This is a genomic window from Mycobacterium sp. DHQP2018-32-09 (genome assembly GCF_058148405.1).
This window is the reverse complement of sequence record NZ_JBYVYK010000029.1, coordinates 1-23,940: the sequence shown is the minus strand read 5'-3', so window position 1 is coordinate 23,940 and position 23,940 is coordinate 1. Positions and strand designations below refer to the sequence as shown.

Annotated in this window: 21 protein-coding genes and 1 pseudogene; 7 read left to right on the top strand and 15 right to left on the bottom strand. The window is 68.1% G+C overall.

What is annotated here, in order from left to right; translation table 11 throughout:
* Position 1: 1 nt before the first annotated feature.
* Both AC30CM_RS15445 and AC30CM_RS15440 read right to left on the bottom strand, forming a co-directional pair.
* Positions 2 to 1,123 (bottom strand): zinc-binding dehydrogenase, encoded by a 1,122-nt coding sequence (locus tag AC30CM_RS15445; protein WP_490117772.1) that lies wholly within the window; start codon positions 1,121 to 1,123, stop codon positions 2 to 4.
* 14 nt (positions 1,124 to 1,137) lie between these two features.
* On the bottom strand, positions 1,138 to 2,724 hold the full coding sequence (locus AC30CM_RS15440) for an acyl-CoA synthetase (protein WP_490117771.1): 1,587 nt from the start codon (positions 2,722 to 2,724) through the stop codon (positions 1,138 to 1,140).
* Between the two features lie 102 nt (positions 2,725 to 2,826).
* Here AC30CM_RS15440 and AC30CM_RS15435 point away from each other — a divergent pair, with 102 nt between their 5' ends.
* Both AC30CM_RS15435 and AC30CM_RS15430 read left to right on the top strand, forming a co-directional pair.
* Positions 2,827 to 4,752, top strand: coding sequence for a flavin-containing monooxygenase (locus AC30CM_RS15435; protein WP_490117770.1), 1,926 nt, complete (start codon positions 2,827 to 2,829; stop codon positions 4,750 to 4,752).
* The gene (locus AC30CM_RS15430; RefSeq protein ID WP_490117769.1) at positions 4,749 to 5,636 is read left to right on the top strand and encodes an SDR family NAD(P)-dependent oxidoreductase; all 888 of its coding nucleotides are present in this window, start codon (positions 4,749 to 4,751) and stop codon (positions 5,634 to 5,636) included. Before AC30CM_RS15435 ends, AC30CM_RS15430 begins: the two co-directional genes overlap by 4 nt.
* A 25-nt stretch (positions 5,637 to 5,661) precedes the next feature.
* On the opposite strand, the gene AC30CM_RS15425 is transcribed toward AC30CM_RS15430, so the two are convergent.
* On the bottom strand, positions 5,662 to 6,645 hold the full coding sequence (locus AC30CM_RS15425) for a Dabb family protein (RefSeq protein WP_490117768.1): 984 nt from the start codon (positions 6,643 to 6,645) through the stop codon (positions 5,662 to 5,664).
* A 100-nt stretch (positions 6,646 to 6,745) separates the two neighbouring features.
* Between AC30CM_RS15425 and AC30CM_RS15420 the strand changes: the two genes are divergently transcribed.
* Positions 6,746 to 7,984, top strand: coding sequence for an NADH:flavin oxidoreductase (locus AC30CM_RS15420; protein WP_490117767.1), 1,239 nt, complete (start codon positions 6,746 to 6,748; stop codon positions 7,982 to 7,984).
* On the opposite strand, the gene AC30CM_RS15415 is transcribed toward AC30CM_RS15420, so the two are convergent.
* The 6 genes from AC30CM_RS15415 to AC30CM_RS15390 form a co-directional block, all read right to left on the bottom strand.
* Positions 7,961 to 8,887, bottom strand: coding sequence for an alpha/beta hydrolase (locus tag AC30CM_RS15415; protein WP_490117818.1), 927 nt, complete (start codon positions 8,885 to 8,887; stop codon positions 7,961 to 7,963). The two genes, AC30CM_RS15420 and AC30CM_RS15415, sit on opposite strands and share 24 nt — an antisense overlap.
* An 11-nt stretch (positions 8,888 to 8,898) precedes the next feature.
* Positions 8,899 to 9,753: an IclR family transcriptional regulator gene (locus AC30CM_RS15410; protein WP_490117817.1), complete on the bottom strand. Its 855-nt coding sequence runs from the start codon at positions 9,751 to 9,753 to the stop codon at positions 8,899 to 8,901.
* Between the two features lie 190 nt (positions 9,754 to 9,943).
* Complete coding sequence (locus AC30CM_RS15405; RefSeq protein ID WP_490117766.1) at positions 9,944 to 11,413, bottom strand: FAD-dependent oxidoreductase; 1,470 nt, start codon at positions 11,411 to 11,413, stop codon at positions 9,944 to 9,946.
* Positions 11,410 to 12,318 (bottom strand): biphenyl-2,3-diol 1,2-dioxygenase, encoded by a 909-nt coding sequence (gene bphC, locus AC30CM_RS15400; RefSeq protein WP_490117765.1) that lies wholly within the window; start codon positions 12,316 to 12,318, stop codon positions 11,410 to 11,412. Before bphC ends, AC30CM_RS15405 begins: the two co-directional genes overlap by 4 nt.
* Before the next feature lie 31 nt (positions 12,319 to 12,349).
* Positions 12,350 to 13,531, bottom strand: coding sequence for an acyl-CoA dehydrogenase family protein (locus tag AC30CM_RS15395; protein WP_490117764.1), 1,182 nt, complete (start codon positions 13,529 to 13,531; stop codon positions 12,350 to 12,352).
* A gap of 98 nt (positions 13,532 to 13,629) precedes the next feature.
* Positions 13,630 to 14,709 (bottom strand): 2Fe-2S iron-sulfur cluster-binding protein, encoded by a 1,080-nt coding sequence (locus AC30CM_RS15390; RefSeq protein ID WP_490117763.1) that lies wholly within the window; start codon positions 14,707 to 14,709, stop codon positions 13,630 to 13,632.
* A gap of 171 nt (positions 14,710 to 14,880) precedes the next feature.
* Between AC30CM_RS15390 and AC30CM_RS15385 the strand changes: the two genes are divergently transcribed.
* Genes AC30CM_RS15385 through AC30CM_RS15370 form a run of 4 tightly spaced genes read left to right on the top strand, consistent with a single transcriptional unit; the run spans position 14,881 to position 19,076 of the window.
* Positions 14,881 to 16,500, top strand: coding sequence for a flavin-containing monooxygenase (locus AC30CM_RS15385; RefSeq protein ID WP_490117816.1), 1,620 nt, complete (start codon positions 14,881 to 14,883; stop codon positions 16,498 to 16,500).
* A complete protein-coding gene (locus tag AC30CM_RS15380; RefSeq protein ID WP_490117762.1) occupies positions 16,500 to 17,342 on the top strand; it encodes a mycofactocin-coupled SDR family oxidoreductase in 843 nt (280 codons plus the stop codon). Before AC30CM_RS15385 ends, AC30CM_RS15380 begins: the two co-directional genes overlap by 1 nt.
* Positions 17,339 to 18,172: a mycofactocin-coupled SDR family oxidoreductase gene (locus AC30CM_RS15375; RefSeq protein WP_490117761.1), complete on the top strand. Its 834-nt coding sequence runs from the start codon at positions 17,339 to 17,341 to the stop codon at positions 18,170 to 18,172. The genes AC30CM_RS15380 and AC30CM_RS15375 overlap by 4 nt, the downstream gene beginning before the upstream one ends.
* A gap of 37 nt (positions 18,173 to 18,209) precedes the next feature.
* The gene (locus AC30CM_RS15370) at positions 18,210 to 19,076 is read left to right on the top strand and encodes an SDR family oxidoreductase (protein WP_490117760.1); all 867 of its coding nucleotides are present in this window, start codon (positions 18,210 to 18,212) and stop codon (positions 19,074 to 19,076) included.
* Positions 19,077 to 19,098: 22 nt separating this feature from the next.
* Here AC30CM_RS15370 and AC30CM_RS15365 read toward each other — a convergent pair whose 3' ends face one another.
* The 6 genes and pseudogenes from AC30CM_RS15365 to AC30CM_RS15340 form a co-directional block, all read right to left on the bottom strand.
* Positions 19,099 to 20,244 (bottom strand): sulfotransferase family protein, encoded by a 1,146-nt coding sequence (locus AC30CM_RS15365; RefSeq protein ID WP_490117759.1) that lies wholly within the window; start codon positions 20,242 to 20,244, stop codon positions 19,099 to 19,101.
* A complete protein-coding gene (locus AC30CM_RS15360) occupies positions 20,241 to 21,023 on the bottom strand; it encodes an SDR family oxidoreductase (protein WP_490117758.1) in 783 nt (260 codons plus the stop codon). Before AC30CM_RS15360 ends, AC30CM_RS15365 begins: the two co-directional genes overlap by 4 nt.
* 4 nt (positions 21,024 to 21,027) lie before the next feature.
* Complete coding sequence (locus AC30CM_RS15355) at positions 21,028 to 22,155, bottom strand: hypothetical protein (RefSeq protein ID WP_490117757.1); 1,128 nt, start codon at positions 22,153 to 22,155, stop codon at positions 21,028 to 21,030.
* 138 nt (positions 22,156 to 22,293) lie between these two features.
* On the bottom strand, positions 22,294 to 23,148 hold the full coding sequence (locus AC30CM_RS15350; RefSeq protein WP_490117756.1) for a mycofactocin-coupled SDR family oxidoreductase: 855 nt from the start codon (positions 23,146 to 23,148) through the stop codon (positions 22,294 to 22,296).
* A 56-nt stretch (positions 23,149 to 23,204) separates the two neighbouring features.
* Complete coding sequence (locus AC30CM_RS15345; RefSeq protein ID WP_490117755.1) at positions 23,205 to 23,720, bottom strand: SRPBCC domain-containing protein; 516 nt, start codon at positions 23,718 to 23,720, stop codon at positions 23,205 to 23,207.
* 26 nt (positions 23,721 to 23,746) lie between these two features.
* Positions 23,747 to 23,940 (bottom strand): annotated as a pseudogene (locus AC30CM_RS15340) (4-hydroxy-2-oxovalerate aldolase); the annotation flags it as partial.

Below are 23,940 nucleotides of genomic sequence, written 5' to 3'. Positions count from 1 at the left end.
GTCATCCTTCTGTCGGGTGGGGGACGATGCTGGCGCGCACGTCGCGCTTGCCCTCGGCGGCGGCGAACGCGTCGTTGATGTCGGCGAGCGGATAGCAAGCGGCGGCGAGACGGTGCAGTGGCAGCCGATCCTGATGCCGTTCGAGGAAGGTCAGTGCCCGCGACAGCACCGCGGGGTCGTACAGCGACACCCCGACCATCGTCTTGTTGGAGAACACGAACCGGGACGGATCGAAGGCGAAGGTCTGCCCGACGTTGATGTTGCCGATCTCGACGTAGCGGCCGAACTGCCCGAGCATCTGCAGCCCCTCCTCGATGGCCGAGGGGTGGCCGACGACTTCGACGACCACGTCGGCACCGTGACCGCCGGTGAGCGCGCGAACCGCCTTCGCCCGCTCCCGGGGCGTGGTCACCTCGTTGAGGTCGATCACGGTGTCCGCACCGAATGCGGCGGCCAGTTCCAGCCGTTCGGGGACGGCGTCGATGGCGATGACCTGTGCGGCACCGCGTGCCTTGGCGACCGCGATGGCGTAGAGCCCGAGCGCCCCCGCTCCCTGCACCACGACGTGCTCGCCGAGTGTCATGTCGACGCGTTCCAGGCCGTACATGACCTGTGACAGCGCGCAATTGGCGCCGGCAGCGACGTCGTCGCCGACGCTGTCGGGGACGGTGTAGACCACCGCACCCGCGGGCAGGAGGTAGTAGTCGGCGTAGCCGCCGACGAAGTACGGCGGCTCGTCGGCGCGTCCGAGCATGGCCATCGTCAGGTTCAGGCAGGCGTTGCGCCTACCGGCCAGGCAGTTGCGACAGGTGTGGCAGCCGTAGAAGTACGGAAACACGACCCGGGTGCCCGCGGCGAGGGGAGCGCCATTGGAGTCGGTGTGCACCCCCTCACCGAGCGCTTCCACGGCGCCGATCATCTCGTGGCCGAGGACCGTGGGCAGGTGGCCTCCGAGTCCGCGGGTGGCGAACGTGCCGTGCCAGGCGTGTACGTCGGACCCGCAGACGTTGGCGCGGAGCACGCGGATCAAGATCTCTCCGGGTCCGACTTCGGGCAGGCTGACGGTGTGGATCTGGAATGGTTTGCCGGGTTCGTCGAAGCGGGCGATGCGGCCGGTGTACACGCTGGCGTGGCCTTTCAGTTGACGGTGGGATGAAGGGTGAACCGCTGCCGCAGATCGCGTTTGAGCAGCTTGCCGCTGGGGTTCTTCGGCAGGTCGTCGACGAAGAACACGTGTTTGGGAGTCTTGAAGCCGGCGAGGTGTTCGCGGCAGTGGGCCACCACGTCGTCTTCGGTCAACGCGGTGCCGGCACGCGGGACCACCGCGGCGACCACCGCCTCCACCCACAGGGGGTGTGGTAGCGCGAAGACGGCTGCTTCCTGAATGCCGTTGTGGCGGTAGAGCACTTCTTCGACCTCTCGGCTGGCGACGTTCTCCCCACCGGTCTTGATCATGTCCTTCTTGCGGTCGACGACGTGCAGTAGTCCATGGTCGTCGTAGAAGCCGAGATCTCCGGAGTGAAACCAGCCCCCGGAGAACGCCTGCGCGGTCTTGTCGGCGTCATCGAGGTAGCCGAGCATGAGATGCGGGCTGCGGTGGGCGATCTCGCCGACCGTGCCGCGCGCCACGGGGGTGTCGGCCTCGTCGAGTATGACCGTTTCGACGTTGACCACCGGCCGGCCGGCCGAGCCGGCGTGAGCGTCCTGCTCGTCGGGGCCCAGCGCCGACGCCAGTGGCGCCATCTCCGTTTGTCCGTAGAAGTTCCACAGCCGCAGTTGCGGGAGGCGGTGGCGCATCTCGTGGAGGATCTCGGTGGGCATCGGCGAGGCGCCGTAGTAGCCCTTGCGCAGGCTTGAGAGATCGACGTCGTCGAAGATCGGGCTGCGCAACAGGCTGATCCACACCGTCGGGGGCGCGAAGTAGTTCGTGACGCCGTACCGCTCGATGGTTCGCAACACCAGCCCGGGATCGGGGCGGGGGAGGATGATGCTCGTCGCCCCCAGGTACAGGTCGGTGGCCAGGAAGTTGTCCAGTTGGGCACAGTGATAGAGCGGCAGCGAATGCACTTCGACGTCGTCGCCGGACATCGAGCCGGCCACGATGGTGCTGATGTACTGCCACATCAAGCTGCGGCTGCTGTGCATCACGCCCTTGGGGCGGGATTCGGTACCGCTGGTGTACATGATCCGCACCAACTGGTCGTCGTCGAGGTGGTGATCGGGCACCGCGCTGGTGGTGCGCAACCAGTCGGCGAAGTCCGACCAGCCTGGCGAGCAGACCTGACCGGGAAGCACCAGGGCCGCGCGGCAGGCGATGTCGCCGCTCAGGGCCATCGCGTGTTCGGCGACCGCGACGAGGTCGGCTTCGACGACGAACCCGCGAGCCTGGCTGTGGCCGAGGATGTAACCGATCTCCTCGGCGGTGAGCATGAAGTTGATCGGTACCAGCACCACGCCGGCGCGGGCCGTGGCGAACGTCAACACCGCGTACTGCCAGCAGTTGCGCGACAACAACGCCAACCGGTCACCAGGACCGAGTCCGTTGTCGCGCAACGCCGCAGCGGCTCGGTCGACCCAATGATCGAACTCGGCGAACGACAGCACGACCTCGCCGTCGATGATGGCGGTCTTGTCGGGTTGCTTGCGCGCCGAACGGCGAGGGACGTCGGCGAGGCCGTGGCTGCGGGCTCGGGCGATGACGGCGGCGAGGTCGTCGTGGTGCATGCGCCGCAGCGTAGGCGTGCGACGTCGCGCAGCGGTGGTTCGTCTCCCGCTCAGTAGACAGGGCGTCACCATCGGCGGATCGCTGCTCCGATACTCGCCACCATGACCGCCACCACGCAATCGTCGTCACCGGCAGACAGCACAGCGGATCCCGACGTCCTGCGCGGCTACTTGCTGCAGGCCGATCCAGGTGTGTTGGTGGCGGTGCTGGCGCAGCTGACCGGCGATGCCGGGGTGGTCGACCGGTACGCAGCCAAGATCACCTACGAACCGGACCCGCCCGAGCGGGCCGGCAAGACCGATCCGCAGACCGCGCAGGCGTTGGCCGACGACGTCATCGCCGCGCTGAGCGCCGAGCGGCCCGTCGACGCCCCCGCCCCCGACGACCGGGCATTCTTCGCTCGGCTGTTGCCCGTGGCGCTCGGCGGCGAGGTCGACGACGAGCAGGTCGATCTGCTGCTCGAGCAGGGCGGGTTCCGGCCCTCGGCGCCCACGTTGCCGCGCACGACGCCGATTCCCCAGACCACCACCGTGGCGATCATCGGCGCCGGCCTGGCCGGTATCGCGGTCGCCCTGGCCGCTGCCGAGGAGGGCGTGGCCTTCACCGTCTTCGACCGCAACGAGGAAGTGGGTGGCACCTGGTTGACCACCACCTATCCCGGCATCGGCGTGGACACCCCGTCGGCCTACTACTCGCTGTCGCGCGAGGTGAACCCCGAGTGGTCGAACTACTACCCGCAAGGCGCGGAGTACCAGGCCTACCTGGTGGCGTTGGCCGACAAGCACGACCTGCGCCGGCACATCCGGTTCGGCACCGAGGTGGAGGCCCTGCACTGGGACGAGCAGCAACGACATTGGGAGATCCGCTCGCGCCGCGCCGACGGCACCCGGTCGGTGGACCACGCCCGGGTGGTGGTGACCGCGGCCGGATATCTCAACCGCCCCCGCTTCCCCGACATCGAGGGCCGCGAGAGCTTCGGTGGCATCAGCGTGCACTCGGCCCAGTGGGACCCCGACCTGGACCTGACCGGAAAGCGGGTTGCGATCATCGGCGCGGGCTGCACGGCGGTGCAGATCGTCGATGCGTGTGTCGATCAGGTGGAGCACCTGACGGTGTTCCAGCGTCAACCCCACTGGGTGGCGCCACGCAAGCGACTGTCCGACGAGGTTCCCGAACACCGCCGTTACCTGGGCCGAGTGTTGCCGTACTACGCCATGTGGCACCGGGTGAAGTCCTACTGGGGTACCGCCGACAACAACTACCCGATCATCCTGCAAGACCCCGAGTGGTCCAAGACCCACCTGTCCATCAACCCGGCCAACGACGTCCTGCTTCAGATGTGCCTGAACTACATCGACCAGACCTTCGGCGCAGGAACGGAATTGGCCCGCAAGGTCACCCCGGACTTCGCGCCGTACGGCAAGCGCATCATCCGCGACCCGGGCGGTTACTACCGGGCGTTGACCCGTGACCACGTCGACGTCGAAGCCAGCGAACCCGCCCGGGTCAACGCCGCGGGCATCGTGACCTCCGATGGCCGTCAGATCGACCTGGACGTCATCATCTACGCCACCGGGTACCACCTCGACTTCCTGTCCACGGTGGACATCCGTGGCCGTGACGGCACGACGTTGGCCGAGGTGTGGGGTGACAGCCCCCGCGCGTACCGCGGCGGCACCGTGCCCGGATTCCCGAATCTGTTCATCACCTCGGCGCCCAACTACAGTCCCGGGCACGGCGCCGGTGCGAACTTCTCCATGGAGGTGTTGGCGCACTACATCATCGAATGCCTGCAGCTGATGGCCTTGCGCGGTGCGACGACGATGGAGGTCACCGAGAGCGCGTTCTCCGACTACGTGGCCGGCATCGACGAGGCGATGCAGGGCACCGTGTGGTGTCACACGCCCAATGCCCACACCTACTACCGGTCGCAGTCCGGCCGCGTCGTCGTCGCGACCCCGTACCGGCTGGTCGACCTCTGGCAGCAGCACCGCGCGCCCGTCGAGTCGGATTTCGTCCTGCGATGACCGGAATGCTCACGGGCCGAACCGCATTGGTGACCGGCAGCAGCCGCGGCATCGGACGGGCGGTCGCGCAGCGGTTGGCCGCCGAAGGCGCGACCGTCGCGGTCACGGCCAGGTCCCACCAGCCCTCGGCCTCGGTGCGCGCCGGGGTCGCCGAGGCGATACCCGGCACCATCGAGGAGACGATCGCGCTCATCGAGGAAGCGGGCGGCTCGGCGTTCGGTGTGGCCGCCGACCTCGAGGACGACGAGGCGCGCGCCGGACTGATCGAATCGGTGGTGGCTTGCACGGGGCGCATCGACATCGTGGTCAACAACGCCGGCTTCGCCGACTACTCCGTGGTCGAGCACATGTCGCGTTCGACGTTCGACCGCACGGTCGCCCACTACCTGACGACGCCGTTCGCGTTGACGCAGGCCGCGGTCCCGCACATGCGTCGTCAGGGCGCGGGCTGGATCGTCAACATCGGCTCGGTGACCGGCGTCGCGCCGGTCCGTCCCTACCGCGACTACAACAAGACCGCAGGCGACGTCGTCTACGCGTCGTGCAAGGCGGCGTTGCATCGCTTCACCCAGGGCGTGGCCGCCGAGCTGCTCGACGCCAACATCGCGGTCAACTGCGTGGGGCCCTCCACGGCGGTGCGCACCCCGGGTGCGGCATCGCTGATACCCGAGGGCTTTCCCACCGAACCGGTGGAGTACCTGGCCGAGACCGTGCTGGCGATGTGCCACCTTCCGGCCGAGGTTCGCACGGGGCTGGTGGCGTTCAGCCTGCACTACCCGTGGTCACAGAACCTGCCGGTACACTCCCTGGACGGCGGCACGGTGTTGGCGCCGCTGGCGCCGCCGCCCGCGGCCAACCCGAACATCCTCGCCGCCGGGCTCTGAGCGGCTCAGCCACGACGGGGCGCTCCTAGAGCACCGGGGCGGTCAGCTCACAGAAGGCGTGGCACACCCGATCGCGGACGATCACGTCGGTGGTCTCGGGATCGAACCACCGGTCGACGACCGCCCAGTGCACGGGGTGCATGAGGTAGGGACCCACGAGACCGTCCACGTCGGTGAATTCCTGCTCGAACACGTGCGTCCATGCCGTGGCACCGACTGCATCGTCCACGCGGGTCAACTGCCAGGCGACGATCGTCGGAACGAACGACGTCATCAACACCAGCTCGTCCTCGAACCGGGCTACCGCCTCGGGGTCGGCAACTGGCGAGACCCGCAACAGCAGAGCGCGGTACACGGTGCCGGCGGTTCTGCGGACCGCGGTGCCGCGATAGGTGGCGCCGTTGACCCGGGAGATCGCGGGATCGACCAGCGCCGTGTCGAAATCGCTTTGAGCTGCCGCCTGCTCGTCGTCGAATCGCAGGTGCACCAGCACGTCGCCACCGTTGCGGGATCCCGGCAGGGTGGGGGCCACCAGGCTCGTCGAGGCCCCGCTGCGCGCCGCGGCGACGCGTAGCTCGGCGATGACCCGGTCGCGGTCGGATTCGGCGACGTCGAGCAAGCGGGTCATCGCAACGGCATGGCCGACCGAGGCGACGAAGGGTGCCGCAGCGTCGACGGGGGAATCGTCGACGTCGTCGGCTCCGGTCGCCACGCTGCGGGTACGGTCGACGACGAGTTCCGTGACGCTGGACCACCATTGGCCCACCGCCGGATCGGGACGACCCTGCCAGGTCATCTGCCACCACGCCAGCGGGCTGGGCAGCGTCCAGGTGATGGTGACGACGTTGGTGCGGTCGGGGAACCAGATCGGGGGGCTCACCAGCACGTCGCGGAGGGTCATCCCGCGCCTCCGCGCTCCGGGGGCGTAACCGTCGAGGTAGGCGTCGATGAACGCGCGGGCACATCCGGGGGCGGTGGTCACCCGGTCGATGACGATTACCTCACCCATGCCGCGAGGTTATGGCCGGCAGCAGTACTGCCGTGACGGCGTTCCCGACCACCGGGAGAGCCCCGTTGATGTCCGCCGGGGTCGGGGCGATGGTGATGCGATGAGCGATCCGTTCAGCCCAGCCCAGTTGGGTCCGGTGACACTGCGCAACCGGGTCATCAAGGCCGCGACGTCGGAGGGCCGCTCGCCGGACGGTGCGGTGACCGACGACTTGATCGCCTTCCACCGCAGCTTCGCCGAGGGTGGAGTCGGCATGACCACGGTCGCGTACTGTTGCGTGTCACCTCAGGCGGCCAGCGCCCCCGGGCAGATCGTCATGAGTGCGGCGGCCATACCGGGCCTTCGCAGGCTGACCGCTGCCGTGCACGACGCCGGCGCAGCCATTTCGGCGCAACTCGGTCATGCCGGGGTGGTCGCGCCCCGCAAGCTCACCGGCGTCACCGCAGTGGCTCCCAGCCGGTTCGTCAACCCCACCTCGATGGCGTACTGCCGGGCCATCACCGTCGAGGAGATCCGAACCGTCATCCGGCAATTCGGCGCGGCAGCCCAGGTCGCGATCGATGCCGGCTTCGATGCCGTCGAGCTGCACTTCGGGCACCTCTATCTGCCCAGCTCGTTCCTCAGCCCGCTGATCAACCGGCGCAAGGACTCCTACGGCGGGTCGATCGACAACCGGTCCCGCTTGGTGCGCGAGATCGCCCAACACGTGCGCGCCGTCGTCGGTGACCAGATCGCGGTGATCGCCAAGCTCGACATGGACGACGGTGTGCCGGGAAGCATCTGGATCGACGAGGCCTTGCGCACGGCCCAGCTGCTCGACGCCGACGCGACCCTCGACGCGCTCGAACTCACCCAGGGGTCGTCGGTGTACAAGCCGATGTACCTGTTCCGCGGTGATGCGCCGGTGAGGGAGTTCGCCGAGGTGATGCCGACGGCGCTGCGTCCGGCCGTTCGGCTGGTGGGCAAGCGGGTGATGGGCGACTACCCCTACCACGATCTGTACATGCTCGATGCCGCACGCCAATTCGTGCCGCTGATGACGAGGACGAAGTTGATCCTGCTGGGGGGCATCACCGAACGCGCGCACCTGATGACCGGTATGGCCGAGGGATTCGACTTCTTCGCCATCGGTCGGGCGTTGCTGCGCGAACCCGACCGCGTGCAGACGATGATGGCCGAGCCGGCGTCCCGCAGTCGCTGCAACCACAACAACAAGTGCATGGTCACCGTGTTCGAGCGGACGCACTGCGTCCTCGACCCCGACCAGCGCTACGGGCAGGTGGCGACGCGCGACCGCGAGCCGACGCCGACGGTGCTACCGCTCGAGCACCTGTCGTAGGGCCTCGCTGGCCTGACGGCGGGCGTCGTGGGCGATGTCGAGCATCGGCATGGTCATGAAGCCGTGGATGCCGCCGTCGAACGCGCAGCGGGTCACCGGCACGCCCGCCGAGGACAACGCATCGGCGTAGGCGTTGCCCTCGTCGTGCAGCGGGTCGTGCCCGGCGAGGACCACCACCGCCGGGGGAAGGCCGTCGAGTTCGGCGCCCAGGGGAGAGGCGTAGGGGTGGGTGCGATCGTCGTCGGCGGGCACGTACTGGTCCCAGTACCACTGCAGCGCCGGGCGCGGGTTGTAGAAGCCGCGGCCGAACGCCCGGTAGGAGGGCGTGTCGAAGTCCGCGGCGATGACCGGATAGAGCAACAGCTGAGCCGCCAGCGCTGGGCCACCGCGGTCTCGGGCCATCAGGGCGGTCACCGCGGCGAGGTTGCCGCCGGCGCTGTCCCCGCCGACGGCGACGCGCGCCGCGTCGGCGCCGAAGTCGGCGGCGTGGGCGACCGCCCATTCGGTGGCGGTGTAGACGTCCTCGGCGGCGATCGGCCACCGATGTTCGGGGGCCAGGCGGTAGGCGACCGAAACGACCATCGCGGGAACGAGATTGGCCAGACTGCGGCACAGGCCGTCGTGACTGTCGAGGTCGCAGAACACGAACCCGCCACCGTGGGCGTAAACGATGAGTGGCAACGGCCCCGCGCCGGCGTGGGGCCGGTAGACGCGGACGTCGACGAGGCCCCCGTCGACGTCGACCGCGTGGTCTTCGACGACGTCGACCGGCTCCGGTGTCGGGTTGGGGACGAAGCGGGCGCGGATCTGGGCGCGGGCTCGGGCGCCCGTCATCTCGTGCACCGGCGGGAAGCCCGCGTCGAGGGTGTCGATGATCGCGGCGACCTGCGGATCGAGCGTCACGTGATGCTGTGTCACGCCGGGAGCTGTGTGGTCGTGTGGCGCGCCTCCATCGGCCGCGGTGTGGGCCCGCAGCGCAGCGGCCGCAGCGGCTGCAGGGTGGGCGCGACCCGGTCCGGCCCGTCTTCGGCGTTGCGCCAGATGCCCATCGCCGTCATGCGCACCGGCGCGACCATGCGGTGGTCGAAGGTCATGCGACTGAGCGGCCCGCACACCGACACCGCGGCCACGGCTTGCCCGGCGGGTCCGATCGGTGCGGCGACGCACCCGAAACCGGGCAGGGATTCCTCGCGCTCCACGGCGATGCCATGGGCACGCACCTTGGCGAGTTCGGTCGCCAGCTGGGTGGCGGTCGCGATGGAGTAGCGGGTCTTGCGTGCCGACAGGTCGACGGTGGCGTCGACGGTGGCATTGTCGTCGTCGGCGAGGATGGCCTTGCCGACGGCCGTACAGTGCGCGGGTTGCCGTCCGCCCACCCGCGTGGGGATGGCCGCGGCCATGTGATCGCCGATCTTCTCGAGGTAGACCACGTCGGAGCCGTCGAGCACGGCGAGGTGCACCACCAACCCGGTGGCCCGGTGCAGATCGCGGAGCAACGGAATCGCGGCGCGGTGGATGCGGTCCTGATGCAAGGCCAGCGAGCCCAATTCGACGAGCCGCATGCCCAGTTCGTAGTCGCGGCCGTCGCGACGCAGCCATCGCAGCGCGACCAGGCGTTCGAGCATGCGGTGTGCCGAGGAGCGCGGCAACCCGGTGCGACGCACGATCTGCGCCAGGGTCAGCCGTCCAGGTCCTTCGAAGGCGTCGAGAACGAGGGAGATCCGGTCGATGACCGCGCTGGGGGTTTCGTTCGCCTTCTCGACAGTCATTGTCACGAGGGCCTCCTGTGCTCGCGGCGCATGTCGGTACGACATATGCCTATTAGTAATATGCCTCTTTGTAGCACAAGGGTGTGGGCGCTGTCACATGGTCGAACGGAAGTGACGTGACGTGGGCAGCGGGCGACGCCAGGCCACCCCGCCGTGAGGGGGTCCGACCTGGGAGGCAGGCGCCGGGGTGTCAGGCGTGTGCCGCGGCGCGTCCTGCCCGGCGTCCGTAGAAGCTGCCGTCGCCGAGGGAGATGCCGCTGGCGTAGCCCCAGGCCGCCAGGCCGGCGGAGCAGCGCCCTGCCGCGTAGAGGCCGGGGATCGGACTCCCGCCGACGTGCAGGACTTCGCCACGCAGCGTGGTGTGCAGCCCACCGAGGGTGAAGCCGCCGGTGGATTCGCGCAGGTCGACCGCGGCAATCGGAGACCCCAGGGGGCGCAGCCATCTCGACTTCTTGTGGAGCAGCGGATCGTGCCCCTCGGCTGCGCCGGCGTTGTAGGCGGCGATGGTGGATTGCAGTGAGCCTGGCGGCAACTCGATCTCGGCCTCGAGTTCGGCGACCGATTCGCACACCCACGTCGGTGGGCGCATCATCAGCTGCGGCGAGGGCGAGGCCATCGCGTCGGCCTGCGCGGTCTCGTCGAGGATGAGGAACGCGGTGTTGTTCTGGTGGTAGAGGGTGAGCTGTCCGACCCGGCCGGGGTAGGTGTCCTCGGCGACGAAGCGTTGGCCCCGTTCGTTGACCAACACCCCGCGCACCAGTTGCTGCGGATCGATGAACAGCGCCACCTCCGTGGCGTCCATGTGCGCGAGGTCGGCGCCGAGCGCCTGGGCCATCCGGATGGCTCGCCCGTCGTGCTGCTCGATGGAGGCGGCCGGACGGCCGGCGATGCGGGGCGCGTACCGCGCCACCATGTCGTCGTCATAGGCGAAGCTGCCGGTGGCCAGGACCACACCACGCCGCGCGCGGATGTCGATGGTCGTGCCGTAGCGGCGGGCCCGCACACCGACCACGCGGCCGTCCGCTTCGACGACGAGCGCCTGCACGCGCACGTCGTACAACGCGTGGGCGCCCGCAGCGGTGGCCGTCTCGACGAGGCCTTTCATCAGCATGTAGCCGGCGCTGGATTCCCCTTGCCGCTTGTTCTGCATCTGCGGTACGTGGCCGCGCGGCGCGGGGTCGGCGATGGTGTTGAACGGGTGTGAGTTCTCTCCGCCGCTGTACATCAACCCTTCGTCGCCCATGGGCTCCCAGCCGGGCTGATCGAAGAACTCGGCCTTGAACGGAACGCCACAGCCCGTCAGCCATTCGAAGTGGGCGACACTGCCGGCGCAGTAGTCCGCGATCCGGTGCTCATCGGCGCCCGGGCCCATCGCGGCAGTGAGGTATGCGGCCATGTTGTCCACCGAATCGGCGAAGCCACATGCTTCCTGGATCGGGGTGCCGCCGCCGAGGTAGATGAAGCCGCCTGCCATCGCCGCCGCGCCACCCCAGGATCCGCTGCGCTCGAGCACCAGGACCTCGGCGCCCGTGCGGGCGGCCTCCACGGCGGCCGCTGCGCCCGCGACGCCATATCCGGCGATCACCACGTCGGCGTGATGATCCCAGGAGGTGACCGTAGCGGCGGGGATCGGCGCGACGTCTCGATCGCCGATGTTCACGGGCGCATGGCGGCGGGGAGATCGGACACCCACTGATGACCCCAGTAGCTGTCGGCGGTGATTTCCTCGGCGGTGTAGTGCTCCTCGTCCACGAGCATGCCCTCGGTGCCGAACTCGATGTCCCAGTCGCCGGGGGCGCGTACGTAGAAGGACACCATCTTGTCGTTGGTGTGCCGTCCCAGCGTCGAGGACAGCTGGAATCCTTCGGCGTTGACCCGGTCGAGCGCCTGACCGACGGCGTCGAGCGTGTCGACCTCGACCATCAGGTGGATGAGGCCGGGGTCGCGCACCGTCTGCGCGGGGCAGATGGCCAAGCTGTGGTGGCGCTGGTTGACGCCCATGAACCGCACGCGCACCGGCCCGAATTCCGGGGGTACCGGAACGCGGAACGCGCCGCGAGACCTGAAACCCAGTATCTCGGTGTAGAACTCGAACACACCGTTGACGTCGAGGGCGGGTAGCACCACGTGACCCAATCCCTGCCCGCCGGTGACGAACCGCGCACCGAACGGGGTGACCACGGGGGAGTGGTCCAGCACCGCGCCGTGGAACACCTCCAGCGACGTGCCCGCGGGATCCTTGAACGCGATGACCTCCTCGACCCGTCGCGCGTCGGCCTCGTCCAAGGACAGCTGCTCGTAGGGCACGCCGGCGGCGTCGAGAGCCGCCTTGAGGTGTTCGAGGTCGGCGTGGTCGCGGACCTCCCACCCGACGGTGACGATCTTGTCGACGTCCCCCGGCACGACGATGATGCGGGCGGCGCGCTCGTCCATGCGCAGGTACAGGGCCGTCTCGTCGGGGCCGTCGCCGCGTGCGAAACCCAGTACCTCGAAGGCGAATTGGCGCCAGCGGTCGATGTCGGTCGCCGCCACGGTGACGTAGCCGAGGCCCTTGATCAGTCCCATGCTCCTGCTCACGATGTGCTCTCAGGTCCTCTCAGATCATGGCCCGCAGCGGACCCTGCGGGTCGACGCCCAGCGAACTCAGTGCCGAGGCGTGATAGACGGTGCCGGGGACGTGGATGGCGTGCGCCTGACCGACGTGCACGTCACGCCAGAACCGTTGCAGCGGCTTGTCCATCCGCGCGGCGTTGCCGCCGCACCGCGCGAAGATCTCGTCGACGGCCGACACCGCGCGCCACACCGCGCGAACCTGCGTGCGCCGTCCGGCGGCGCGGTCCTCGAACGACACCTCGCGGCCGGAGTCGACCATGTCGTAGATGCGGTCGGCGTTGGCCAGCAGTTCCTGGCGGGCGGCATTGATGTCGGCGGCGGCCTCACCGATGGCATACATGACGTAGGGATCGTCCTTGATCGCCACGCCGCTGGAGTTGACCCGTTGGCGCTGGTAGTCCAGCGCGGCGGCCAGCGCGCCCTCGGCGATGCCGATGGTCGCCGCGCTGATGCCCAGGGGGAACATCGTGGACCAGGGCATCAGGTAGAGCGTGTCGGTCATGCCGGCCTCGCGCTGCGCGGTGCCGTCCATGACCTTCATCGCGTCCATCGTGCGATAGGACGGCACGAAGGCGTCCTTGACGATGACGTCCTTGGAACCGGTGCCCCGCAGTCCGACGACGTTCCAGGAATCCTCGACGATCTCGTAATCCGCGCGCGGCAGGATCATGTGCAGCATCTGCGGCGGCATCAAGGGCTTGCCCTCGGTGTCACCGATCATGGCGCCGAGGAAGATCCAGTCGCAGTGATCGGTGCCGGAACTGAACTGCCAGCGGCCGTTGAAGACGTAGCCGCCGTCGACCGGTACGGCGACGCCCTGCGGGGCGTAAGGCGAGGCGACCCAGGTGTCGACGTCGTCCGCCCAGATCTCGGCAGCCACCCGCGGGTCCGCATAGGCCAATTGGTAGGGGTGCACGCCCACCACCCCGTTGATCCAGCCGGCCGCCGGATCCAGGGCCGCGGTGGCCATCACGGTCTCGGCGAACTCCCGCGGGTGCACCTGCAGGCCGCCGTGGGCGGTCGGCTGCAGCAGGCGGATGTTGCCCGCGGACTTCATGAGCTTGACCGTCTCGTCGGTGAGCTTGCCGATCTTCTCGGCATGCGCACCTTCGGTGCGGAGCTGTTCGGCGTGCTCGTGCACCCGGTCGATTACCCGGTCGGTCATCTCGTGGTCCTCTTCCTCGCTGGCTGTCGGTAATGGTGTCTTGCCATGTGCAGGGCGGCGCTCGGAATTCCCGGTCAGCGGAACCTCGATGGGTGAGGTCAGAATTCGACGTGAAGGTCGTCGGACAGCGGTCGCGCCTGACAGCCCAGGATCAACCCGTCGGCGATGTCATCCGGTTCGAGGATGTCGCAGCTCGCCATGTCGACCTGGCCGCGCACCAGCGTCGCTGCGCACGACCCGCATTGGCCTTCACGGCAGGAGTAGGGCACGTCGAGCCCGGCGGCGAGCATCGTCTCGACCAGCGTGGCGCGCCGCGGCCACCGCAACTGGTGTGCGTGTCCGTCGAGGTCGACGTGCACGGTCGCGGCGTCGCCGTCGTCGGCGACCGCCGCCGCCGCGGCGCCGTCGTCGGTGAACGGGTCGCCGGAGAGCGATTGGAAGACCTCCAGATGGATGCGCTCGCGCGGCACCCCGGCCTGGCTCAGGGACTCCTTGACCACGGCCATGAACGGGGCGGGACCGCAGACGAAGGATTCGAAGGCGGGGGATCCGGCGAACACGGTGTGCACGAAACCGCTCATCTGGGCGCGGGTTGGCAGCCCCTGCAGCGACTCCAGCCAGTGCAGCACCGTCAGCCGGCCGGCGTAACGGGCCGCCAGTTCGCGCAGCTCGGTGGCGAAGATCACCGAGGCGTCGTCGCGGTTGGCGTAGCACAGCACCACGCGCCCGGTGCCGGCAGCCAGTACCGACTTCAGGATCGAGATCACCGGGGTGATGCCGCTGCCGGCGGCCCACAGCAGGTGGTCGGCGTCGAGGTCGTGCGGGGTGAACGCGCCCGACGGGGGGAGCACCTCGATGACGTCACCTGCGGACACGTTGTCGCACAACCAGTTCGATGCATAGCCGTCGATGGTGCGCTTCACGGTCACCTTCGGCGCGGCATCGGTGTGCGGAGAGCTTGCCAGCGAGTAGCAGCGGGCCACCGACCCGGTCTGGTCGCTGGGCACCCGCAGCGTCAGGAATTGTCCGGGCCGGTAGCCGAATCGGTCACGTTCGTCGTCCGGGATGGTGAACACCAGCGACCGGGCATCGGCGCTCTCGTCGATGACCTCGGCCACCCGCACCAGCACACCACGGCCCGCACCGACGATTTCGGTGCCGGTTTCGACGTCGGTCATGGCCGCAGATTCTGACGCTCGTCGCGGCACGCGCCAACCCGACCGGTCCGATGGCCGGGAGGTTCGGGCGGGGCGTCCGGTGACCGGGAGGGCAGGCGGGCACACCGGCGGTGAACACCTACCGTTCGGCGCGTGAGCAGTGGATCGAGGACACCCGCGGACGCCGGGGTAGTGGACCCCGTTGTAGTGGATCCCGTTGTAGTAGACGTCGTGGTGGTGGGTGCCGGGTTCGGCGGCCTGTACGCGCTACACCAGTTGCGCGGGCAAGGCCTGTCGGTTCGGGTCTTCGAAGCCGCCCCCGATGTCGGCGGCACCTGGTACTACAACCGCTACCCGGGCGCCCGCTGCGACGTGGAGAGCGTCGACTACTGCTACTCGTTCTCCGAGGACCTGCAGCAGCGGTGGACGTGGTCGGAGAAGTACGCCACCCAGCGCGAGATCCTGGCCTACATCAACTGGGTCGCCGACGAACTCGGCCTGCGAGACGGCATCACCTTCGACGCCCGGGTCACGAGCGCGGTGCTCGACGAGTCCACGCTGACGTGGACGGTCACCACCGACACCGGTGAAGTGGTCGATGCCCGGTTCGTCGTGATGGCCACCGGACCGCTGTCGGCGGCGATGACGCCGGACTTCCCGGGGCTGGACACGTTCGCCGGCGAGATCTACCACACCGCGCACTGGCCGCACGACGACGTCGACTTCACCGGCAAGCGCGTCGCGGTCATCGGCACCGGATCCTCTGGTATTCAGTCGATTCCGATCATCGCCGAGCAGGCCGAGCACCTCTACGTCTTTCAGCGCACTCCCAACTACAGCGTGCCTGCCGGAAACCGACCCCTGACCGCTGACGAGGTCGCCGACATCAAGGCGAACTACGCGCAGCGTCGCCAGATGTCCTGGCGCAGCGGCGGGGGCTCGCCGCACGTCGCGCACCCGAAGCTGACCATGGAAGCGACGCCGGAGGAGCGTCGCGCGGCCTTCGAAAAACGTTGGGAACTCGGCGGAGTGCTGTTCTCGAAGACCTTCAGCGACCAGATGACCTCCCTGGAGGCCAACGAGGAGGCCCGGAGGTTCTACGAGGAGAAGATCCGCGCAGTCATCGACGATGCCGACGTCGCCGAACTGCTGATCCCCACCGACCATCCCATCGGAACCAAGCGGATCTGCACCGACACCAACTACTTCCAGACCTTCAATCGGCCGAACGTCACCCTCGTCAGCGTTCGCAGGACGCCCATCCAGTCGATCGATCCGACCGGCATCACCACCTCACAGCGGCATTACGACATCGACGCGTTGGTCCTGGCGACCGGTTTCGATGCGATGACCGGCACGCTCGCCAAGATCGACATCATCGGCCGCGGCGGACGGAAGCTGGTCGACGATTGGTCCGGCGGCCCGCGCACGTACCTGGGGCTGGGCACCGACGGATTCCCCAACCTGTTCCTCGTATCGGGTCCGGGGGCGCCTGCGGTGCTTGCCAACATGGTGCTGCACGCCGAGGCGCACGTGAACTGGATCGCGGAGGCCATCGCTTACCTCGACAGCGGGGGTTATTCGGCGATCGAAGCAACGCCCGAGGCGGTCGACAACTGGGTCGCCGAATGCGCGCAGCGCGCCGAGGCGACCCTATTCACCCGAGCCAACTCCTGGTACATGGGCGCCAACGTGCCGGGCAAGCCACGGCAGTTCATGCTCTTCATCGGTGGCTTCGGCACGTACCTCGACATCTGCCGCGACGTTGCCGCGGCCGGGTACAAGGGATTCGAGCTGCTCAGGGCACCGTGATGTCCGGTCTGCGGGGGAAGGTGGTCCTCGTCACCGGGGCGGGCGGCGGCACGGGACGCGTGCACTGCGAACGGTTCGCCGACGCCGGTGCCAACGTACTGGCACTAGATCGCCCCGAGGCCGCCGACGGGCTGCGGGAGACCGCGGCCGGGGTGGTCCACCGTGGCCGACGTGCGGTCACCGCCCTGGCCGACGTCAGTGACCTCGACGAGGTCACCTCTGTCATCGACGCCGGAGTGGCCGAGTTGGGCCGACTCGACGTCATCGTCGCAAACGCCGGCATCCACACCGTCGGCGGACCGGCATGGCAGATCAGCGCGCGAGATTGGCAGCGCACCCTCGACGTCAACCTCACCGGGGTGTGGCACACCGTCAGAGCGGGCGTGCCGCACATCGGGAACGGTGGGGCCAGCGGTGATGGTGGTGATGGCGGCGATGGTGGCGGTGCCATCGTGATCATCAGCTCCACCAACGGGATACGCGGCACCGCGGGAAGCGCCCACTACACCGCCAGCAAGCACGCCGTGGTGGGGCTGGCGCGCACGCTGGCCAACGAACTCGGGCCGCAGCGCATCCGCGTCAACACCGTGCATCCCGGTGCCGTCGCCACCCCGATGGTGCGCAACCCCGAGACGTTCACACGGTTGCGACCCGATCTGCCCGACCCGACCGAGGCCGACGCCGCCGAAGTGCTCACCGCTCGCAATCTGCTCCCCGTGCCGTGGGTGCAGTGCGTCGACGTGGCCAATGCCGCGGTGTTCCTCGCCTCCGACGAAGCGCGCTACATCACCGGCGCGCAGCTGGTCGTCGACGCGGGCCTGACGCAGAAGACCACGGTATGACGGGGCGGCTGGAGGGCAAGGTAGCGCTCATCACCGGGGCGGCACGCGGCATCGGGCGCGCCCAAGCCGTGCGCTTCGCCGAGGAGGGCGCGAACGTGATCGCCCTGGACCTGTGCGGGCCCGTCGACACCGTGCGCGTACCGCCGAGCACGCGGGCCGACCTGCACGAGACGGCTCGCCTCGTCGAGGAGGCAGGAGGTCTCGTCACCACGGGCGTCGTCGACGTGCGCGACGCCGACGCCCTGGAAGGTGCCGCAGGCCGCGGGGTATTGCGCTTCGGTGGTCTCGACATCGTCTGCGCCACTGCAGGAATCACGTCTCGTGCCCCGGCCGTGGCCATGTCGGATGCGACCTGGCGCACCATGCTCGACGTCAACCTCACCGGGGTCTGGAACACCTGCGCAGTCGCCGCGCCCCATCTCATCGAACGCGGTGGCGGATCGATCGTGCTGGTCAGTTCGATCGCCGGATCGCGTGGGCTGGCCGGCGTCGCACACTACACCGCCGCCAAGCACGGCGTCGTGGGTCTCATGCGCAGCCTCGCCCACGATTTGGCGCCATATTCGGTGCGGGTCAACACGGTTCATCCCACCAACGTCGATACCCCTCTGATCCAGAACGACGCCGTCCGCACCGCCTTTCGTCCCGACCTCGACCACGCACCGGATCGTGCCGAGTTCGCCGCAGCCGCGATCCGCATGAACCTGCTGCCGGTGCCGTGGGTCGACCCGGTCGACGTCGCCAACGCCAGCGTGTTCCTGGCCTCCGACGAGGCGCGGTTCATCACCGCAGCCTGTATACCCATCGACGCCGGCGCCACCCAACGCTGAGCGCCCGCGCCGGCATCGTGAGAAGAGAGGTTGCGTGGTGGGAGTCTATGCAGTGACCGGAGCCGCGTCCGGCATGGGCCGTGCCGTGGCGCAACGGCTTCGCGAAGACGGGCATCGCGTCATCACGGTCGATCGACACGAGGCCGACATCGTCGCCGACCTGTCCACTCGGCACGGGCGCGTCCATGCCGCGGGGGCAGTGGCGTCGGCGGCCGGGGGGCGCCTCGACGGCGCCGTGCTGGCCGCCGGCGTGGGGCCACGACCCGGGAAGGACAGCGCCCCGGCCATCTTGTCGGTCAACTACTTCGGCGTCGTGGAACTCGTACGGGCCTGGCGGCCCGCGCTCGAGGCTGCCGGCTCTGCCAAGGTCGTCGTGGTGGGCAGCAATTCGGCGACGACGATGCCGATGGTGCCTCGTCGCGCCGTGCGTGCCCTGCTGGGCGGCGATCTGGCCGCCGCGCTCCGCGCGGTCCGGATGTTCGGCTCGACGGCACCGGCCATGGCCTATGGTGCGTCCAAGATCGCCGTCATGCGGTGGGTCCGCCGCACGGCGGTGCAGCCGGCGTGGGCGGGTGCCGGGATCCGGCTCAACGCGATCGCGCCCGGGGCCATCGACACGCCGCTGCTGGGCGAGCAGCTGGCGACGCCACGACAGGCCAAGGCGGTGAGGACGTTTCCGGTGCCCGTCGGCGGCTTCGGTGATCCCGCTCACCTCGCTGCCTGGATTCGGTTCATGCTGTCCGACGACGCAGACTTCCTCTGTGGCAGCGTCATCTTCGTCGACGGCGGGTCGGACGCGTACTTCCGCGCCGATCACTGGCCCCGACGGGTCCCCGCGGCGGCGATCCCGCGATACCTGTACCGGCTGGCCGTCTTCTCCAAGTCGGCCAGCCGATACCGTTGACCGCTGCTCCGCCGAGGCGCTGTCACGCCTTCGGGAAGTGTGCGCCGACCCGTTCGGGGGTCAATCCGTAGTCGGCCAGCGAATAGCGGTGCCGGGGAGCACCGGGGCCCTCCTTGCCTTCCAAGGAGGCGCGTTCGATGGCCCGTATGGCGTCGTCGGTCAGTGGCAATCCGAAGTGTCGATACACACCGTGAGCGGTCGCGACGGGGTCCGCCACGAAGTCGAAGTAGTCGACGTCGAAGAACTGTTCGGGGTCATACGAGGCGCGCGCTTCGTTGAACGATTGCATTGCCGTGGACCATGTTCGGAGGACGTCCTCGCCGATCTGCGCGCCGACGAAGGTGTTGGACCACCCTTCGGTGGAGTGTTGGGCGAGTGAACACATCGACGCGAGCAGGGTCTCCGGGGGTCGGTGGCACTGCACGATCAGTGCGTCCGGGTACACCGTGAGGATGGCGTCCAGGGAGAACAGGTGACTGGGATTCTTGAGGACCCAGCGCTTCTCCGGCTCGTTGAGGCCGATCAGCGCAAGATTGCGACGGTGCCGACGATACGACGGCGTCCAATCCTGATTCTCGAGCCACCGGGCATAACTGGGAACGTGCGCCAGGGACTCGTAGGACACGGAACGGACGGATTGGCGGAGCAGCTGCCAGCACTCTTCGAGAACGTCTTCGGCGATGTAGTGCAACCCCAGGAAGTCGGGATCCTCCCGGTGCGCCTTCGCGTAGTAGTCACGCAAGCGCAGATATTCGGGGTAGGACTCCCACTCTTCGCGGGCAGGACGGGGTTGGGGGTACTCCGCGAGCCACAGCTCGAGCCCCTGGTGGGCGGGATCGGCGCCGAGCAGGCGGTGCAGTGCGGTGGTGCCGGTCCGAGGCAGGCCGGTGACGAAGATCGGACGCTCTATCGCGACGTCCGCCGACGCCGGATGGCGCTTCCACGCGGCCTCGCTGAGCAGCCGTGCGACCAGCCCGCCGAGGAGGTAGTGCCGCGTCATGGTAGCGCCCAGCGGAGTGAAATCCGCTTCTCTGCGGTAGGAGTCGAGCAGCACGTCCAACGCGCCGCGAAAGTCGTCCTCATCGCTGCCGAAGTCGTCGTGACCGGCTCTCTCGATCGCCTCGGCGCAGAGGTCCGCCACCGTGCCCACGTCGGTTCTCGTCGTCATGATTTGTACTCCCCACAGTTCACGTCAAGGGTTTGGCCGGTGATCCCGCCGGCCATGTTGCTGATCAGGAAGAGAATCGCCGAGGCGACGTCGTCTTCGGTCACCAACCGCTTCAAGTCCGACCCTGCCGCGGCGGCGTCGTAGACGTCGTCGATCGAGCACCCCGCCTCGAGGGCTTGCTGCGCGAAGTAGTCCCTGAGGACCTGGCCCCAGATGTATCCGGGAGCGACCGAATTCACCCGAATCCCCAACGGTCCGAGTTCGCTTGCCAGTGACTGTGACATCGCCAGCAGTGCCGACTTCGCCAACTTGTACGGGCCGTACGTCGGGTCGGAATGTCGAACGACCATCGAACTGAGGTTGACGATCGAGCCGCGAGACTCGGCCAGCGCGGTCGTGAACGCCTGCGTGGTCCGCAACGCGCCCAGAACGGTCAGCTCGAACGAATCCCTGATGTGGGAGAAGTCGGTGCCGGAGAACGGCTTCATCGACGGGTACGTGAATGCGTTGTTGATCAACCCGTCGACCCTGCCGTAGGTGGCCAAAGCGGTCTGAGCCAGGTTGGCGACGTCGGCCTCGACGGTGATGTCCGTGGGCACGGCCAGCGCCCGGCCCCCCGAAGCGCTGATGTCACTTGTCAATTCCTCGATGCGGGAGGCGGTACGCGCGACGAGTACCAGGTTGGCGCCCTCGTCGGCGCATCGACGCGCAAGCGTCGTACCCAACCCGGGGCCCACCCCGGTGATCACGACGACGGCGTCATCCAGCAGTCCGGTCATCTGATCAGCCCAACATCCTTTGGCCGATTTGCCGCTGCCGCAGAGCAATTCGCTGCCGCCACGCCTCTTCGGAGATCTTGTTGGCCTCGTAGAAGGGGAGCGCGTCGGGCACCGCGGCGACATCGACCACCTCGACGCTGGGACCGTCGGCCGCCGTCATCTCCCGTGACAGCCGCTGCCACCGGAATTGCAGATAGCCGCGCATGTGGCCCAGTGTTTCGACCCAGTTCGTCACCCCCGGATTCTTCTCGGCGACGACGATTCGAATCATGCCATCTGGGTCGATCTGCGTCTGAGCGCCGTTCAGGGAGGTTTGGTGGTTGACGTAGTCCAGCGAGATGTACCACAGGCTACCTAGCTGAAAGCCCTGGTAGGGGGCGTCGTTGGCCGGCAGCGAGATGACCAGCGCCTGGTCCTCGCGGATGTCGTAGTGGCCCGCAGAGGAGTACTGCGTGGTCAATCCGCCGGGCGTGGAGCGTGGCGCCACCAGGGTGTTGACCGGAAGGTTGAGGTAGAACCACTTGGGGAACTGGAGCCAGGTGCGCACCCGGTTGACGAGTTCGTTTGCGGCGCTTTGGAACTGCTTCTGCACGTCGTCTCGGCTCGGCGGTGGCGGAGCCGTGCCGACGGTATCGGTTCGGTGCACGGCCAGCGATCCCCGTCGCTGCGACCAGTCGTCGTAGACCTCGCGGATCACCAGTTGCCCGGACCTCTTGGGCACGAACCGCCATTCGAAACTGCCGTCCGGGGCGATGTCGAGTTCGCGGTCGTCGAAGGCGACTTCGCTTTCGGGTACGGAGTCTGCGGTGTACTCGCCCGCGAGGTACTGGAAACTGAGGTCGGTGGTCGTCCCCCGGGAGCCGGTGACGACGTATTCGCGGCCACCTTCCATCTTGGTGCCGAAGTAGAGCGTATCCGGGTTGTCGAGTCCCATCTTGGTGAAGGGCCCGGTGCCCGACAGCAGAAACGGGTGGTCCGGATGCTGGTTGAACGCGACGTGTGTGCAGCCGGCGATGCCTCCGGCCAGGTACCGAAGACCTTCGAGGAGGTCGGCTTCGTTCTCGACATGAGGTGCGGTTGCGATCAATTCTTCGGCTGCGGCGATCGCGCGTGCGAGGGGATCGGAAAGCATGTTCGCGATGCTAGGAGGCGTCCTGGTCGATGTGCCGCAGCGATGTCCACTCAGCGGTACGGTTTGTTGGTAATCCTGGTCTTTTCACTCATGATTCGGCATCCGCAGCGCCGAGCAGTGTCGAGATGGCCGTGGCAGCTAGTACTTCATCACTCCGCGGTCGATGGCGAGCTGCGAACCCGAGATGGAGGCCGACGCGTCACTCGCGAGCCATGCGACCACGTCGGCGACGTCTTCGGGTGTCATGAAGCCCGGGTCGGCCGCTCCGTCGGCACGTCGTCTCGGCGGCTGCAGGGGCATGGGTGCGAAGCTGTGAAGGTAGTTCGGGTGCTTGGTGAAGATCTCGGTCATCGCTTCGGGCTCGATCATCGGAGTGTCGATGGAGTAGGGATGGATCGAGTTGACGCGGATGCCGAATTCGCCGACCTCCAGGGCCAGGGCATTGGTGAGTCCGACCATGCCATGCTTGGCCGCGGAGTAGTGGCCGTTGCCGGGGGTGGCTTTGAGGCCGGCGACGGAACTCACCATGATGACGGAGCCCCCATTGCCCGCCTCGATCATCGCGGGGACCGCCGCGCGCACGGTCTTCCACGCGCCGGACAGGTTGACGTCGATGACGGTGTCCCACTGCTCTTCTGCCATCTCGAACAAGCGTCCCCAGCTCAGGACCCCGGCATTGACCACGAGGACGTCGAGTCGTCCGAACCGTTCGATGCCCTCGGCAACCACCTGCTGTTGGGCGGCCAGGTCGCGGACGTCGACTTCCCGCGCGAGGATCTCGCGACCGGTGGCTTCGACCTCGTGAACCGTCTCGGCAAGGTGCGCCGAGGTCGCCGACGGGTAGGTGATGCTGTCGGAGACCGGCCCGCAGACGTCCGTTGCGATGATGTCGGCGCCGTCGTTGGCGAGACGGACCGCGTGAGCGCGCCCCTGGCCGCGGGCGGCTCCGGTCACCAACGCGACGCGCCCGTCCAACGGTTTGGTCGTGGTCATGAGTCGGGTCCTTCTCCTGGTCGATTGGCCGCAGCGACAACGGTTGCGAGCGAGCGCTACTGGCGCGGTCGGGTGTGGGATGCCGTGCGCGCGGCATGGACGGATTCGGCGTGGCGTTTGAGTGCCACCGCCGTGTCGTCGAACGCGCGCCTGACCCAATCGCCCGTTTCGGCCATGATGTCGTGAGCGAATTCGCCGAGGAAGGCGTCCGTGGAGTAGTACCGACACGTCCCGTCGGAGCAGGGTTCGATGACCTGGTCACGCCGTGCGGCATAGGGTGATTCGGGGGTTGCGCGGAGTTCCCAGGACAAGAGTCGTTCGGGCACCACGGCACACACGTACTCGGTGTTGGGAAACGTACCGCCGGCGCCCGTGTAGTCGGCGAGCACCATCTCCACCGGCGCACCCATCTCCAGAGTCGACGTCGCCGACAAACAGAAGGGGTTCCACTCGGGGTAGTGGTCGAGATCGGTGAGGACGTCCCACACGACGCTGCTCGGCGCGGCGATCGCGACCGTGACCGACCGGACGAGTGTCGCCGGGTCGTAGTCGGGGATGAACGGTTCGGACATCGAAGGCCTCCGCTTGGTCGTCGTACCTATGCGCCGGCCGTCCGGGCGGCGGCGTCTTGTTCGCGTGTGATCTCGAGTGCGATGTCGATGAGCTGGTCTTCTTGGCCGCCGATGAGTTTGCGTTGCCCGGCGCGGTGCAGCAGCTGATGGGCGGGCACGCCGTAGCGTTCGGACTGGCGGATGGCGTGTTTGAGGAAGCTGGAGTACACCCCCGAATAGC

Coding starts and splice junctions, on each gene's coding strand:
- AC30CM_RS15440 (WP_490117771.1), bottom strand. CDS start 2,724: ATGCACCACGACGACCTCGCCGCCGTCATCGCCCGAGCCCGCAGCCAC.
- AC30CM_RS15435 (WP_490117770.1), top strand. CDS start 2,827: ATGACCGCCACCACGCAATCGTCGTCACCGGCAGACAGCACAGCGGAT.
- AC30CM_RS15430 (WP_490117769.1), top strand. CDS start 4,749: ATGACCGGAATGCTCACGGGCCGAACCGCATTGGTGACCGGCAGCAGC.
- AC30CM_RS15425 (WP_490117768.1), bottom strand. CDS start 6,645: ATGGGTGAGGTAATCGTCATCGACCGGGTGACCACCGCCCCCGGATGT.
- AC30CM_RS15420 (WP_490117767.1), top strand. CDS start 6,746: ATGAGCGATCCGTTCAGCCCAGCCCAGTTGGGTCCGGTGACACTGCGC.
- AC30CM_RS15410 (WP_490117817.1), bottom strand. CDS start 9,753: ATGACTGTCGAGAAGGCGAACGAAACCCCCAGCGCGGTCATCGACCGG.
- bphC (WP_490117765.1), bottom strand. CDS start 12,318: ATGGGACTGATCAAGGGCCTCGGCTACGTCACCGTGGCGGCGACCGAC.
- AC30CM_RS15395 (WP_490117764.1), bottom strand. CDS start 13,531: ATGACCGACCGGGTAATCGACCGGGTGCACGAGCACGCCGAACAGCTC.
- AC30CM_RS15390 (WP_490117763.1), bottom strand. CDS start 14,709: ATGACCGACGTCGAAACCGGCACCGAAATCGTCGGTGCGGGCCGTGGT.
- AC30CM_RS15380 (WP_490117762.1), top strand. CDS start 16,500: ATGTCCGGTCTGCGGGGGAAGGTGGTCCTCGTCACCGGGGCGGGCGGC.
- AC30CM_RS15375 (WP_490117761.1), top strand. CDS start 17,339: ATGACGGGGCGGCTGGAGGGCAAGGTAGCGCTCATCACCGGGGCGGCA.
- AC30CM_RS15365 (WP_490117759.1), bottom strand. CDS start 20,244: ATGACGACGAGAACCGACGTGGGCACGGTGGCGGACCTCTGCGCCGAG.
- AC30CM_RS15360 (WP_490117758.1), bottom strand. CDS start 21,023: ATGACCGGACTGCTGGATGACGCCGTCGTCGTGATCACCGGGGTGGGC.
- AC30CM_RS15355 (WP_490117757.1), bottom strand. CDS start 22,155: ATGCTTTCCGATCCCCTCGCACGCGCGATCGCCGCAGCCGAAGAATTG.
- AC30CM_RS15350 (WP_490117756.1), bottom strand. CDS start 23,148: ATGACCACGACCAAACCGTTGGACGGGCGCGTCGCGTTGGTGACCGGA.
- AC30CM_RS15345 (WP_490117755.1), bottom strand. CDS start 23,720: ATGTCCGAACCGTTCATCCCCGACTACGACCCGGCGACACTCGTCCGG.